Raw genomic sequence first — 12,924 nt, 5'->3', positions numbered from 1 at the left:
TTCCCCAGCAGGACCCGTCACGCGGCCCGCGAGTCGGACGACGCTGAGCCGCCGCTCGGGCAAGACGAGGAGGATGCGATGCGAGTCCTGATCGCGTGGGCAGACGACTCCTCCCCCAACCTCGGCGTCCGCGCGCTCGAGCAGGGCTCCGTCGCCCTGCTGCGCCGCGTCTGGCCCGCCGCGGAGTTCACCGCGATGAACTATGGGAGCCGGCCGGCCCAGATCCCGTGGGGATCGGACCGCTCGCTGCTCGCGGAGCGCGCGCTCGGACGCCTCGGCATGATGCGCTGGCTGGCGCAGTTCGACCTCATGTGGGACACGAGGTCGGGTGACAGCTGCTCCGACATCTACGGGCTCCCCCGGCACGTGACGATGTCGCTCGTGCACGAGTTCGCGGCGCAGGCGGGAGCGGCCGTCGCCCTGGCACCCCAGACCATCGGCCCCTTCCGGACCGCGCGCGGCCGCCTGCTCGCGCGCCGCAGCCTGCGGCGGAGCCGCTTCGTCTTCGCCCGTGACTCGCGCAGCGCCGACGCGGCCGCGCGCCTCGGGCGGCGCCCGGACGCGATCACGAGCGACCTCGCCTTCGCGCTGCCGCAGCCCGCGGGAGGAGAGGCGCACGACGTGCTGCTCAACGTCTCCGGTCTCCTGTGGGGGGACGACGCGCACGGCGACGCCTCGCGCTACCGGGCGACCATCCGGTCGGTGATCGACGGGCTGCTCGCCGACGGGCGATCGGTGACGCTGCTGCCGCACGTGCTCGACTCGGCGAAGGCCGACAACGACGTGCCCGTCTCCCGGGCGCTCGCCGAGGCCTACGGCGGGCGCGTCGGCCTGCGCATCCCGGCCGGCCTCGAGGATGCGCGCGCGGCGATCGCGGGCGCCCAGCTCGTGATCGGCGCGCGCATGCATGCGTGTCTCAACGCGCTCTCGACCGGGACGCCCGCCGTCGCGATGGCGTACTCGCGCAAGTTCGCGCCGCTCATGGCCGCGCTCGGGTGGCCGCACGTGGTGCAGCTGCACGCCGAGGATGTCGCGGCGACCGTGCTGGCCCGTTCCCGCGAGCAGGGGCTCGCGGCCGACGCGGCCGCGGCACGGGAGCGCGGGCGGCGCATGCTCGAGCCCGTCGCCGAGCGGCTGGCGGAGCGATGAGCGCGGCGCTGGAGCAGGAGATCGCCGACGTGCTCGGCCGTCGCGCCTGCTCCGGCTGCGGGCTGTGCACGCATCTCGATCCCGCGCTCCGCATGGAGCTCGACGCCGAGGGCTTCGCTCGGCCGCGTCTCGTCGGCGCCTCGCGCGCCGTCCCCGACGCCGCGGCGGTGTTCCGCCGCAGCTGCCCCGGGGTCGTGGTCCGCGCGCCGGACGCCGCGCCGGGCGCCGCCCGCGACCCGCTGCTGGGCGCGCAAGTGGGCGCGTGGCGGGCGTGGGCGGCGGATGCGGAGCTGCGCCACGCGGGCAGCAGCGGCGGAGCGCTCACCGCGCTGCACGCCTGGCTCGTGGCGAGCGGCAGAGCGGCTCGCGTCACCGGGGCTGCGGCGGACGCGGCCGAGCCGCGGCGGACCGTGCCCGTCACGATCGTGAGCCGCACCGACGCGCTGCGCGCGGCGGGCTCTCGCTACGCGCCCGTCGCCGCCCTCGACTCCCCGGACGTGCTCCGGCCCGGCAGCGCCGTGTGCGCCAAGCCGTGCGAGGTGTCTGCGCTCCGGCAGGCGGCCGCGGACCTCGTGCCCGGGGAGCCGCCCCTGCTGCTGTCGTTCTTCTGCGCCGGGACCCCGAGCCAGCGCGCGACCGACGAGCTGCTGCGGCAGCTCGGCGTGCAGGCCGATGAGCCCGTGACCGCGCTCCGCTATCGCGGGCTCGGCTGGCCCGGCCGCTTCCGCGCGCGGGCCGGCGGGCGCGAGGTCTCCGCGGACTACGAGGAGTCGTGGGGCTCCGTCCTCGGCCCGACGACGCAGTGGCGCTGCAAGGTGTGCGCGGATGGCGTGGGCGAGGCCGCCGACGTCGTGTCGGCGGATGCCTGGGAGGCCGACGAGCACGGCTACCCGTCCTTCGCCGACGGCGACGGGACGAGCGCGCTCATCGCGCGCACCGCGCGCGGCCGCCGCGCCGTGCTCGACGCCGCGGCCGCCGGCGTGCTCGAGCTCGCGCCGCTCGACATGAGAGCCCTCGCCGCAGCCCAGCCGCTGCAGACGCAGCGCCGGAGGTTCCTCCGGGCGCGGCTCTGGGGCTCGGCGCTCGCCGGGCGCCGGCCGCCCCGCTACCCGGGGTTCCAGCTGCTCGCGCTGACGCTCGCATCGCCACGCACGGGGCTGCGGGTGCTGCGCGGCACCTTCCGGCGCGTCCGGGCGGAGCAGGGGCGATGACGTCCTCCTCGCTCGCGCACGATGCCGCACGCGGCGCGCTCTTCACCCTGATGGCGCAAGGTGCGCGCATCGTGCTGCAGCTCGTCTCCGTGGTGGTGCTCGCCCGCCTGCTGAGCCCGCACGACTTCGGCATGCTGGCGATGGTGCTCGTGCTGGTCGGTCTCGGCGAGATCCTCCGCGACTTCGGCCTGACCTCCGCGTCGATCCAGGCGCCGCACCTCTCCGACGGCCAGCGCGACAACCTCTTCTGGCTGAACTCCGCCATCGGCCTGGGCCTCGCAACGGCCATGGTGCTCGCCTCCTGGGCGCTCGGCTCGATCACCGGCGAGCCCGAGATCGTGGGCATGGCGCAGTGGCTGTCGGTGCTGTTCCTGCTGAACGGGCTCGCCTCGCAGCATCGAGCGGGGCTCATGCGGCAGCTGCGGCTGCGACCGCTCGCGATCGTCGACGTCGCTGCCGCAGCGCTCGCCCTCGCCCTCGCCATCGCCGCGGCCGCGCTCGGCGCCGGCTACTGGGCGCTCGTGGTGCAGCAGCTCACCAACGGGCTCATCGGGCTCGTCGGCGTGCTCATCGCCGGCCGCTGGCTGCCGGGCCGCTACTCCCGTGCGCACAGCGTGCGCACGATGGTCACCTTCGGCGGCAGCCTCGTCGCGTCGAGCCTGGTGCAGTACGCGGCACGGCAGATCGACACGGTGCTCGTCGGCCTCCGGTTCGGCACCGCGCCGCTGGGCCTGTACAACCGCGCCTACCAGCTCGTGATGACGCCGCTCGGCCAGGTGCGCTCGCCGCTCCAGTCGGTGGCGCTCCCGCTGCTGTCGCGGCTGCAGCAGGACGCGCCGCGGTTCGAGAGCGCCGTCGTCGCGGCCCAGCTGGCGCTCGGGTACGTGCTCGGCATCCCGCTCGCGCTGCTCGCCGGGCTCGCCGAGCCCGTGGTGGCGATCATGCTCGGCGAGCCGTGGCTGCCGGCCTCGCCGCTCCTGCGCATGTTCGCCATCGCCGGCCTGCTCACGACGCTCGCCTACGTCGGCTACTGGGTCTACGTCGCGCGAGGGCTCGGAGGGCAGCTGCTGCGGTACACGCTCGTGACCGCCGCGATCAAGATCGTCTGCATCGTCGTCGGGTCGTTCTTCGGCATCGTGGGCGTCGCGATCGCCTTCGCCGTGCACCCCGCGATCGCCTGGCCGATCTCCCTCGCATGGCTCTCGCGCGTCACGCCGATGCCGACCCGGCAGCTCTACCTCGGCGCGGCCCGCATCGTCGCGGTCGCGTCGGTCGCCGGCCTCGGTGCGTGGGCGACCGGTCAGGCGGTCGCTTCGGCTGGATGGTGGGCGGAGGCGGGGGTCGGCGCAGCAGCAGGGCTGGCACTCGCCTCGATCGCGCTCGTGGTGCCCGCGTACCGGCGCGACGCTCGCTCGCTGGCCGCGTTCACGCGACTGATGGTGCGGCGCCGACGCCCGGCAGGCGAGTCGGGCGCAGCGCCGCGCTGAGGTCGCGATCTGCGGCATGCTCCCGGGCGTCCGGCTCCCGGGCGGGCCACGAGACCGCGAGGCCGAGCAGGAACCACAGCAGCATGCCGTACTGCGTGATGAGGGCGACGGCGAAGAGCGCCGGCAGCTGCGCGACGACCGCGATCGCGGCGGGGTTGCCGCGACCGCGGAGCACCGTCACGACGACGCCGGCGAAGGCGAGCGCCACGAGCGCGGTCGGCACCCAGCCGAAGCGCAGCGCGATGAGCAGGAGGGTGTTGTCGACCGACTGCGAGTACGTGCCGAGGTATGCCCCCTCGACGACCCTGTTGGTCCAGTCGCCGGCGCTGCCGAGCAGCTGGATCTCCGGCACGAGCGCGAGCAGGCCGGAGCGGTACTCGGCGCTGCCGCCGGCCTCGTCGCCGGCCTCGACGAAGACCGCGTCGAGGAAGGGCACGAGCAGCGCGACGGCGAGCGCCCCGCCGCCCACGATCCCCGCGCGGACCCCCCGGCGGATGCCCGGCAGCGCCACGAGGCTCAGCGCGATCGTGATCGCGGCGGTGATGAGGCCGATGCGGCTGAACGTCACGACGATGGCGCCGACGACGGCGACGAGCGCGAGCAGCACCACGGGCGCTCGCCAGCGCGAGGCGATCACGCACGAGCACGCCATCGCGAGCGACGCTCCGAGGGCGATCGAGTGGCCGAATGCGCCCTCGGCCCGCAGGAACGCCCCGCGCGGCTGCAGCGGCGACCACTCCGCGACCGGGCCGGAGCCGGGGATCAGCACGAAGGCGTTCGTGCCCGTCGCGAACTCCACGAGCGCGAGCACCGCAGCCGCGGTCGCGACGGCGGCGAGCGTGCGGGTCATGAAGTCGGCGCCGACGCGCTCGAGCACCAGCCTGCCCCACACGTAGGGCACGACCCACTGCAGCAGGGCGATGACGGTCGCCGAAAGCGTGGCGAGCTGCAGCGCGTGCAGGGCGACGACCAGCAGGGCGAAGCCGGCGACGGCGCCGTCGACTGCTCGCAGGCGCACATCCGAGATGCTCGCGACGATCGCCGCGAGCGTGAGGAGCGTGATCGCCGCCCAGAAGAAGCCGACGGATGCGCCGACCCAGATCGGCACGAAGAAGAGCGCGAGGGTCCAGGCGACGACCGTCGCCCGCGGGCTCGCCCGCAGCAGCAGGAGCATGACGAGCCCGCCGACGAGGCCGAGCGAGACCAGGAGCAGCGATGCGGTCATCGTCGCTCCTGGCTCGGCCGGCTCACGGGGCCAACCGTATCCGGCGCCTCACCGATCAGCCGAGGTCGGTCACCCGCACGGCGTCGAACGAGAACTGCCCGGTCGAGGTGGCGGCGCCGGCACGGTTGGCGTGGATGCCGATCGCGCCCACCGTGTTGGAGCCGGCGGTGTCGGTCACCGAGGTCTGCCAGCCGCTCGGCCGGGGCGTGCCGGTGCGCCACAGGCTCGCCGACATCGTGGTCGACGACGAGCCGGTGACCTCGACCTCGAGGGTGAAGGTGTCGCCTGCCGCCCTCGTGATGCCCGGCACCTGGTAGGTGCGCAGCACGGTCGTGCCGTGCTGCAGCACCAGCCAGACGGTGCCGTTGTCGCGCAGCCACGTGCGCACCCGGTAGTCGCCGGCGGAGGTCGAGCGCAGCAGCAATCCGGCGTAGGCGTTCCCGGAGGCCGGCGCCTCGGCGAGGCTCAGGTTCACCGAGACGCGCACGTCGCTGGCCGAGACACCGGCGAGCATCATGTTGCGGGTCGAGCCGGCCGGCAGTGCCATCCGGCCGGCTCCCGCGGAGACGGAGGTCGGCGCGGCGGTGCCGCTCTGCAGGGTCCAGCCTCCGCCGATGTCGGCGGTGCCCCATCCCTGCGCCACCGTGCGCGAGAAGTCGTCCGCCGCGACGAACTGCGCGGGCTGCGGCGCGGTGACGGTGACCGAGCGGGTCGCGGTGTCGGATGCGCCGCGGTCGTCGGTGACGGTGAGGGTCACCGTGTAGGTCCCCGCGGTCCCGTAGCCGTGCGTGGCGGTGCGCCCCGAGCCGTCGGCGGTGCCGTCGCCCCAGTCCCAGCTGTACGAGCCGATGGTGCCGTCCGGGTCGGTCGACGCCGAGGCGTCCACCGCGATGGAGAGCGCCGACGCCGAGGCAGTGAACGACGCGGTGGGCACCGCGTTCGCCGCCTGGACGGTCACGCTCCGCGTCTCGGTGTCGCTGATGCCGCGGCTGTCCGTCACCGTCAGGGTGATCGGGTACGTGCCGGCGGCGCCGTAGGTGTGCGACGCCGTGACGCCGCTCGCCACCGGCGTGCCGTCGCCGAAGTCCCAGCGGTACGACGCGATCGTCGCGCCCTCGTCGGCCGTCGATCCGGAGCCGTTCACATCGACGCGCAGGTTCGCGGTCGTCGACTGGAACTGCGCCGTCGGCGCCTCCTGGCCCTCGCCGACGGCGTGGTGCTGCTGCACCTGCACGTCGGTGAGTGCCGTCTCGTAGACCGCCACCTCGTCGATCAGACCCTCGAAGTACGCCGACGAGGGCGCGCTCGGCCAGCTGCCGAGGTTGTCGCCGCCGATGCGCCAGAACCCGGTGTAGGTCTGCGCGGAGGTCACCGACGCATCCTGCGCCACGCGCACGCCGTCGACGTAGAGCGCGATGCCGCCCGAGCTCTGGGTCGCGACCACGTGGTGCCACTGGCCGTCGTTGTAGGCGGCGCCCGAGGTGACCGTCCTGACCTGCCCCGGGTAGACGCCGAACGTGAGCCGCCCGTCGTTGCGCATGTAGACGTGGCGGTCGTAGCTGCTCGACGATCCCGTCTGCGCGCTGCCGAGGCCGATGAGCTTGCCGCCCCTCGTGGTGGTCGAGTTGAACCACAGCTCCACCGAGAACGCGGAGCCCGGCCGCCCGCTCGTGGCCGAGGAGACCCGGCCGTTCGTGGTGCCGTTGAAGTCCGACGCCGTCTGACCGGTCACGCCCGGCACGGCGCCCGGCGAGGCGTTCGAGACGCCGCTGCCGAACAGCGGGGCGGCGCCCCCGGTCCAGTCGGAGCGGATGCTGCCGAGCGGGTAGTAGAGGGTGGCTCCGTCGTCGAGCACGCGGTCGGCGTAGGCGGACGACTCGCCCGCCGCGACCGTCACCGTGGTGGACTGGCTCGTGACGCCGTTGCCGTCGCCGTCGACGGCGCGCACCGTGTAGGTGTAGGTCGCGCCCGGTGTCAGCCCGGTGTCGTCGAACAGCACACGGGGCTGCGACCACCAGCTCGACGGGACGATGCGCGACGTCACGACGCCCGCTGTGCCGGAGCGGCGCAGCTCGTACGTGAGGTCGCGGTCGTCCCGATCCCAGTTGCCGGGCATCGAGATGCGCACGCGACCGGCGACGACCGACGACGCGCTCGGCGCGCCCCACGCCGCAGCGGCGATGCGCGGCCCCTGCCGCGGGCCGTTGGGCGGCGAGGTGGAGAAGCGCACGATGCCCTCGTACCGCTGGTTGTTCACGCTCGTGAACTCGCCCGCGATCGCGATGAAGTCGCCCGTGCCGGTGATGTGGAGGCCGGCCTGGTTGAGGCCCGACGTCCGGCCGATCGTGAAGTCGGGGTACCAGGCGGTCGGCTCGGGCGCCGGGTAGCCGCTCCAGTCCTTGTAGATCGAGCTGACGCTCGGCGAGCGCGTGAGCGTGCCCTCGGCGGTGGCGGAGAACGCCTCGACGTACCGGTAGGTGCGGGGGCTGAGCTCGGGCGCGAGCCCGACGGTGTCGCACTGATGCGTGTGGCTCGTGGCGTAGACCGTCACCCCGGTCGAGAACACGCCGTAGTGGTCGCCGTGGCAGTCGGCGATCCAGCGGATCGCACCGGAGCCGGCCTCTGCGGCGAACACGCCCTCGAGGTTGCCGACGGTGGTGTTCGCGTAGACCCAGCCGGTGCCGTAGACGCCCGTGGCGTCGGTGGCCAGGGCGAAGATGCCCGCGCGTCCCGCGTTCGTGGTCCCCGACCATCCGTTGATGACGGTCTTGGGGGCGAGCCACCCGGAGTCGAGTGCGCCCGAGACCGGATCGATGGCAGCGAGGCCGCGCTGCACGACGCCGTTGGTCAGGTAGAAGCGGCCACCGACGATGATCTTGGCGCCGCCTGGCTCCACCACGATCGCGTCGCCCTGCCGGTCGGTCGTGGGAGCCCACGGGCGCAGCGCGCCGTTGGAGGTCGCGAAGGCCGCGAGGTTCTGCCGCGCGACGCCGTTCGCCTGGCTGAAGAGCCCGGTCAGGTAGACGGTGTCGGCCCGCACGGCGATGCCGTAGACGCCGGTGCCGCCGATCGCCGGGGCGAACCCGGGCACGAGCTGACCCGTGGCGGCGTCGAGCGCCGCGAAGTTCCACCGGGTCTGGCCGTTGACCGAGCTGAAGGAGCCGCCGATGTAGATGCGCGAGCCGTCGGGCGAGGCGGCGACGCCCTTGATGACCCCGTTCACCTGCGGGGCGAAGGGCAGCAGGTTCCCCGTCCGGATGTCGTAGGCGAGGATGTTGCTGCGCGGCGTGAGGTTCGTGCCGGGTGCCGCGAGGGGCGCGCGCGCGTTGGCGAAGCTGCCCACGGCGTAGACCGTGTTGCCGATCATCGCCTGCGACCAGACGTAGCCCTTGTCGATCTGCACCGTCGGCAGCGGATCGGCGGTGACCACGTCGTCGTCGCGCTGCTGCAGCGTCACCGGACCGGGCGGGACCTCGGCGGCGCCGACGACCGTCAGGCCGGAGACCAGCATCGCGCCGGTGGCGATGCCCGCGCCGAGCGCGAGCATCGCGGAGCGGAGGGGACGTCGGATGTGCATGGCAGGACCCATCTCTCAGGGAGTCGTTCCGGTGAAGACCGCGACCGGTTCGCCCGCGGCGTAGTTGATGGTGACCGTGACGTCGCGGCCGGAGGCCGGATCGAGCATGAAGACGTAGGTGCCCGTCGACGTCTGCCCGGGGGCGACGACGCCGGCGAGCGGCGACGGGGAGCCTGCGGTCGTGCCGATGCCGAGATCGCCGTCGGCGGTCTCGACGGTGACGACCGCGGAGTCGACCGACTGCGCCGAGGCGGAGCCGTTGCGCGCCTCCACCTCGACCACGAGGGCCGGACCGTCGACCTCGCCCGGGGTCTCGGCGGTGACCTGGATGACGCGCATCGCCACGACCTCCACCGTCATGCCGGTGTCGAAGGCGACCTCCTCGTCGAGCGAGGCGGCGGTGGTGGGCAGCGACGGAGCCGTCACCGGCGCGGCGGCGGGCGGGCCGCTCGGTGCGGGTGCCGGCACCATCGTCGCGCTGGGGACCGGGGCCGGCGGCCCTGCGGGCGCGGGCGTCGATGCGGGGGTCGAGGGAGCCGGGGTGGCCGCGGCGCTCGGCGGGCTGCTGCTGCCGACGGGATCGGAGGCCGGCGGGCCGGATGCGGCCGGGTCGACGGCGGGACCGCAACCGGCGAGGCCGAGGGCGAGCGCCGCCGCGAGGCCCGCGACCGCGACGGGCGCCGCCCATCGCCGCATCCGCGCTGCGCCCGGCTGCCGGTCCATGTGGCCCACTTCCCTCGCGATGCAGCCACGCCGGGTCGCGATGCGTCGCCGGGGCTGCCGTCACCCACGAGCGTAGCCATAACGCCGTTATTCCACGCTGTCGGACTCCCCTAAGATCTGCACAAGGCGGCGTTCGCCGCTCGAGCGCGACGGCTCGACCGACCAGCATGGAGACCGATGCGCATCCTCTTCGACGGCTACTGGTGGCATCAGGGGCCGCACGCGAACCGCACCGTGCAACGGGAGCTCATCCGCGCCTGGGCGCAGGAGTTCCCGGAGGACGAGCCGGTCGTCGCGCTCCGCTCGGACGCGGAGGCGAGCGGGCTGCCCGCGGGCGGGATCGTCGCCCGCACGCGCCTGTGGCCCCACGCGCTCTCCAACCGCTGGGAGCTGCCGCGGCTCGCGCGCCGCACGGGCGCCGACGTCGCGGTCGTGCACAACTACACCCCCGCCTCCGGCCGGTCGGTCGTGTTCATCCACGATGCGATGTTCGCCGAGCACCCGGAGTGGTTCTCGAGGCGGGAGCGGCTGTACTTCGCGCCGATGCTGCCATGGGCGGCGGACGCGTCGGTCGTGGCGACCTCGACCCGCACCGAGGCGGCCCGGATCCGGCGCCACGCGCCGTCCCTGGCGGCGCCGGTCGTGACCGGGCTCGGCATCCCGCCGGGGCTCGAGGTCGAGGGCCGGCGCCCGCCGGCGATCGCCGAGGGCACCGCCTTCGCCGTCTCCGTCGGCCGCCTCAACGTGCGGAAGAACCTCGAGACCGTGATGGCGGCGGCCGCGCGATCGTCGCGCATCACCTCCGCGAGGCCGCTCTGCATCGTCGGCGGCGACGCCCACTCCGGAGTCGGCTCCGCGGTGCCGGAGGAGGCGCGCCCGCTGCTCGACGACGGCAGCATCCTGATGCTGGGCCCCGTGCCCGACGAGGAACTCGCGTGGCTCTACGCGCACGCCGCCGTGACGGTGTCGCTCAGCCTCGACGAGGGGTTCGGCATGCCGTGCCTCGAGGCGGTCCGGTTCGGCTCGCCGCTCATCGCCAGCGACATCCCGGTGTTCCGCGAGACCGTGGGCGGATGCGCGGTGTTCGTGGATCCGCTCGATGCCGACGCGGTGGCCACGGCCATCGACGCGGCATGGGGCCACCGGCCCGAGCCGGCCGCGGTCGAGGACGTCCTGCGACGCTTCACCTGGGCCTCGGCCGCGCGCTCGCTGCGGGCCGCGATCGTCTGACGCTCGCCTCGGGACTACCTCGAGCCGGTGATGAGCGCGGCGATCTCGTCGGCCGCCGAGCGCACCGCGCGCACTGTCGAGCGGTGGACCCCGGTGCGCGACCGGTGCGCGTCGGCGATGTCCACGGGGTCCTGCAGCCGGCGGGTCAGCCCGGCGCGGCGAGGGGCGGGGAGCGGCCGGAGGCCGCGGCGGCCGTCGATGTGCCGCGCGAATGCCTCCACGGCCCAGGCGCCCTGCGGGCCCTCGTCGCCCCGGTAGCCGGCCCCGAGCCACGCGGCCTCGCGGAGCGTGAAGACGCGGCGCCGGCTCGCAGGTGCGGCGGCGACGACGGCGGCACGGATCTCGCGCGACGCGGCGAGCACGAGCGCTGCGCCCAGCGCGTCGTCGGGGTCGAGGTGCCGCGACCGGTGCGCGTCGGCGAGCTCGCCCCACCCCGGGCCGCCGTCGAAGTCGCGCACCTCCGCGCACACCGGCCACTCGGCCATCGCGCTGATGCCGGCGCTCGCCACCTCGACGCCGGCGAATCCGGCGCCCGCATCCGAGAACGCCTGGCGAAGGGAGAGCTCGGCCATCGGCGATCGGCAGACGTTGGCCGCGCACACCACGAGGATGCGCCCCTCCCCGGCGTTCACGGCAGCCGCTCCACGTTGCGGGGCGCGGTGCGCGCCGCGGCGCGGACGAGCCGGCGCCCGTCCCGCAGGCCGCGCAGGTACGCGCGCCAGGGGCGCACCGACGTCACGAGCTGACGGCGGCCGCCGCGCTTCAGGACGCCGTACGCGACGCGCGGCGCAGAGCCGCTCCACCGTTGGACCGCCTGGGCGTCGAGCCGCTTCACCGCGTAGAGCAGCCGGTTGCGGATGTTGTAGTAGTAGTACAGCTCGGACTTCGCCCTCGAGCGGCGCTCGCGCTCCTGCGTGCCGCCCCAGTCGTGCTCGACGACGGCATCCACGAGGGCGAGCCTGGCGCCCTGGTCGAGGGCCCGATGGGAGAGGTCGATGTCCTCCCAGTAGAGGAAGTAGTCCTCGTCGAAGCCGCCGAGGCGGCGCCACAGCGCAGCCGACATCGCGAAGCACGCGCCGGTCGCCCACTCGCGGCGCGGCGCACCCTGGAACCGCTCGCGGGCGGCCGCGCCGCGGGTGACCCCGTCGGCGAGGTAGAGGTCAGAGCCGGCGAACCAGGGGCTGCCGTCGCCGGAGAGCACGGTCGGCGACGCGAGGAGCATGGGGTCGGCCTCGACCGCGGCGACGAGCGCCTCGAGGGAGCGGTCGTCGATGCGGGCGTCGGGGTTGAGCGCGACGAGCACTCGAGCGCCGAGCTGCAGCGCCCGCGCGGCACCCGCGTTCGTGCCGCCGCCGAACCCGGCGTTCGCGTCGAGGAGGAGCGCCTCCCAGCCCTGCTGCGCCGCGAGCGCCCGGACCTGCTCGCGCTCCGCCTCGCCGCTGAAGCAGTCGACCACCACCAGGCGCGCGTCGTCGGGCAGCTCGAGCGCGGCGGCGTTGCGCCGGAGCAGGTCGCTCGAGGCGAAGCTCACCACGATCACCGCGAAGCGCAGCGCCTGCGCCGACCCGGCGCCCATCACGGACCCGTGCCCTGCGCTGCGTCGATCGAGCGCATCTCGCGGAACCACCGCACTGCCGCCAGCGCGAGGAACGCGGTGTTCGCCGCCGCGAGCGCCGCGTACGCCCAGAGGAACCCGGGCGTCCAGCCCCACAGCACGAACGCGAGGCACAGCACGCCGAAGTCGGTCGGCACGAGCAGCAGCGACCTCCCGAGCGTGCCGCCGCCGCGGGCGTGCGTCGAGACGACCCCCGCCTTGCCCTTCAGGAGGTCGTTGAGCAGCATGCCGAAGAACGCGACCACGCCGACGACCGAGAAGAGCATCGGCACCAGCAGCCACCAGGTGTCGCGGTACGGGGTGTGCAGCCAGAGCGCGACGAGCACCGCCAGGTGGAGCGCCGCGATCTTGACGGCGTCGACGAAGTGGTCGAGCCACTCCCCGGCGAGCGTGCCTCCGCCCCGCAGCCGAGCGACCTGGCCGTCCGCGGAGTCCCAGGCGTAGCCCAGCACGAGCAGTCCGGCCACGACCACGCCCGTCCACCACTGCGCCGGCAGCGCGACGAGCAGCACCAGGGCCGCGAAGGTGTGGGCTGCGCTCACCGCCGTGACCCGGTTGGGGCTCCAGCCGGCGCGATGCGCGGCCGCGGCGAGCACGCGGCCGATTTTGCGGTTGACGTAGACCGAGTACGCGGGCGCTCCGCGGGCGTGGCCCTTCTGCGCGGCCGCGAGCCGTCGGTGCGATGCCATGAACGACTCGGTCACGTC

General features: G+C 74.5%; 10 protein-coding genes. 4 read left to right on the top strand and 6 right to left on the bottom strand.

What is annotated here, in order from left to right; translation table 11 throughout:
- The first annotated feature begins 78 nt into the window (after positions 1–78).
- From J2X49_RS07480 to J2X49_RS07470, 3 genes are read left to right on the top strand one after another with little or no spacing between them, the layout of a single operon-like run.
- Positions 79–1,149: a polysaccharide pyruvyl transferase family protein gene (locus J2X49_RS07480; protein ID WP_310124499.1), complete on the top strand. Its 1,071-nt coding sequence runs from the start codon at positions 79–81 to the stop codon at positions 1,147–1,149.
- On the top strand, positions 1,146–2,360 hold the full coding sequence (locus J2X49_RS07475; RefSeq protein WP_310124497.1) for a Coenzyme F420 hydrogenase/dehydrogenase, beta subunit C-terminal domain: 1,215 nt from the start codon (positions 1,146–1,148) through the stop codon (positions 2,358–2,360). Before J2X49_RS07480 ends, J2X49_RS07475 begins: the two co-directional genes overlap by 4 nt.
- A complete protein-coding gene (locus tag J2X49_RS07470) occupies positions 2,357–3,847 on the top strand; it encodes a lipopolysaccharide biosynthesis protein (protein WP_310124496.1) in 1,491 nt (496 codons plus the stop codon). Before J2X49_RS07475 ends, J2X49_RS07470 begins: the two co-directional genes overlap by 4 nt.
- Here J2X49_RS07470 and J2X49_RS07465 read toward each other — a convergent pair.
- The 3 genes from J2X49_RS07465 to J2X49_RS07455 are packed head-to-tail and all read right to left on the bottom strand — an operon-like array spanning position 3,786 to position 9,372.
- Positions 3,786–5,072, bottom strand: coding sequence for a hypothetical protein (locus J2X49_RS07465; protein WP_310124493.1), 1,287 nt, complete (start codon positions 5,070–5,072; stop codon positions 3,786–3,788). The two genes, J2X49_RS07470 and J2X49_RS07465, sit on opposite strands and share 62 nt — an antisense overlap.
- Before the next feature lie 55 nt (positions 5,073–5,127).
- The gene (locus J2X49_RS07460) at positions 5,128–8,649 is read right to left on the bottom strand and encodes a PKD domain-containing protein (RefSeq protein ID WP_310124490.1); all 3,522 of its coding nucleotides are present in this window, start codon (positions 8,647–8,649) and stop codon (positions 5,128–5,130) included.
- A gap of 15 nt (positions 8,650–8,664) precedes the next feature.
- Positions 8,665–9,372: a hypothetical protein gene (locus J2X49_RS07455; RefSeq protein ID WP_310124488.1), complete on the bottom strand. Its 708-nt coding sequence runs from the start codon at positions 9,370–9,372 to the stop codon at positions 8,665–8,667.
- Positions 9,373–9,549: 177 nt separating this feature from the next.
- Between J2X49_RS07455 and J2X49_RS07450 the strand changes: the two genes are divergently transcribed.
- The gene (locus tag J2X49_RS07450; protein ID WP_310124485.1) at positions 9,550–10,602 is read left to right on the top strand and encodes a glycosyltransferase family 1 protein; all 1,053 of its coding nucleotides are present in this window, start codon (positions 9,550–9,552) and stop codon (positions 10,600–10,602) included.
- Between the two features lie 14 nt (positions 10,603–10,616).
- Here J2X49_RS07450 and J2X49_RS07445 read toward each other — a convergent pair whose 3' ends face one another.
- The 3 genes from J2X49_RS07445 to J2X49_RS07435 are packed head-to-tail and all read right to left on the bottom strand — an operon-like array spanning position 10,617 to position 12,906.
- The gene (locus J2X49_RS07445) at positions 10,617–11,234 is read right to left on the bottom strand and encodes a hypothetical protein (protein WP_310124483.1); all 618 of its coding nucleotides are present in this window, start codon (positions 11,232–11,234) and stop codon (positions 10,617–10,619) included.
- Positions 11,231–12,178 (bottom strand): glycosyltransferase family 2 protein, encoded by a 948-nt coding sequence (locus J2X49_RS07440; RefSeq protein WP_310124479.1) that lies wholly within the window; start codon positions 12,176–12,178, stop codon positions 11,231–11,233. Before J2X49_RS07440 ends, J2X49_RS07445 begins: the two co-directional genes overlap by 4 nt.
- The gene (locus J2X49_RS07435) at positions 12,178–12,906 is read right to left on the bottom strand and encodes a CDP-alcohol phosphatidyltransferase family protein (RefSeq protein ID WP_310125985.1); all 729 of its coding nucleotides are present in this window, start codon (positions 12,904–12,906) and stop codon (positions 12,178–12,180) included. Before J2X49_RS07435 ends, J2X49_RS07440 begins: the two co-directional genes overlap by 1 nt.
- Positions 12,907–12,924: the final 18 nt, after the last annotated feature.

This window comes from Agrococcus sp. BE272 (assembly GCF_031457935.1).
GTDB lineage: Bacteria > Actinomycetota > Actinomycetes > Actinomycetales > Microbacteriaceae > Agrococcus > Agrococcus sediminis.
This window is presented reverse-complemented; position numbering and strand designations above follow the sequence as displayed.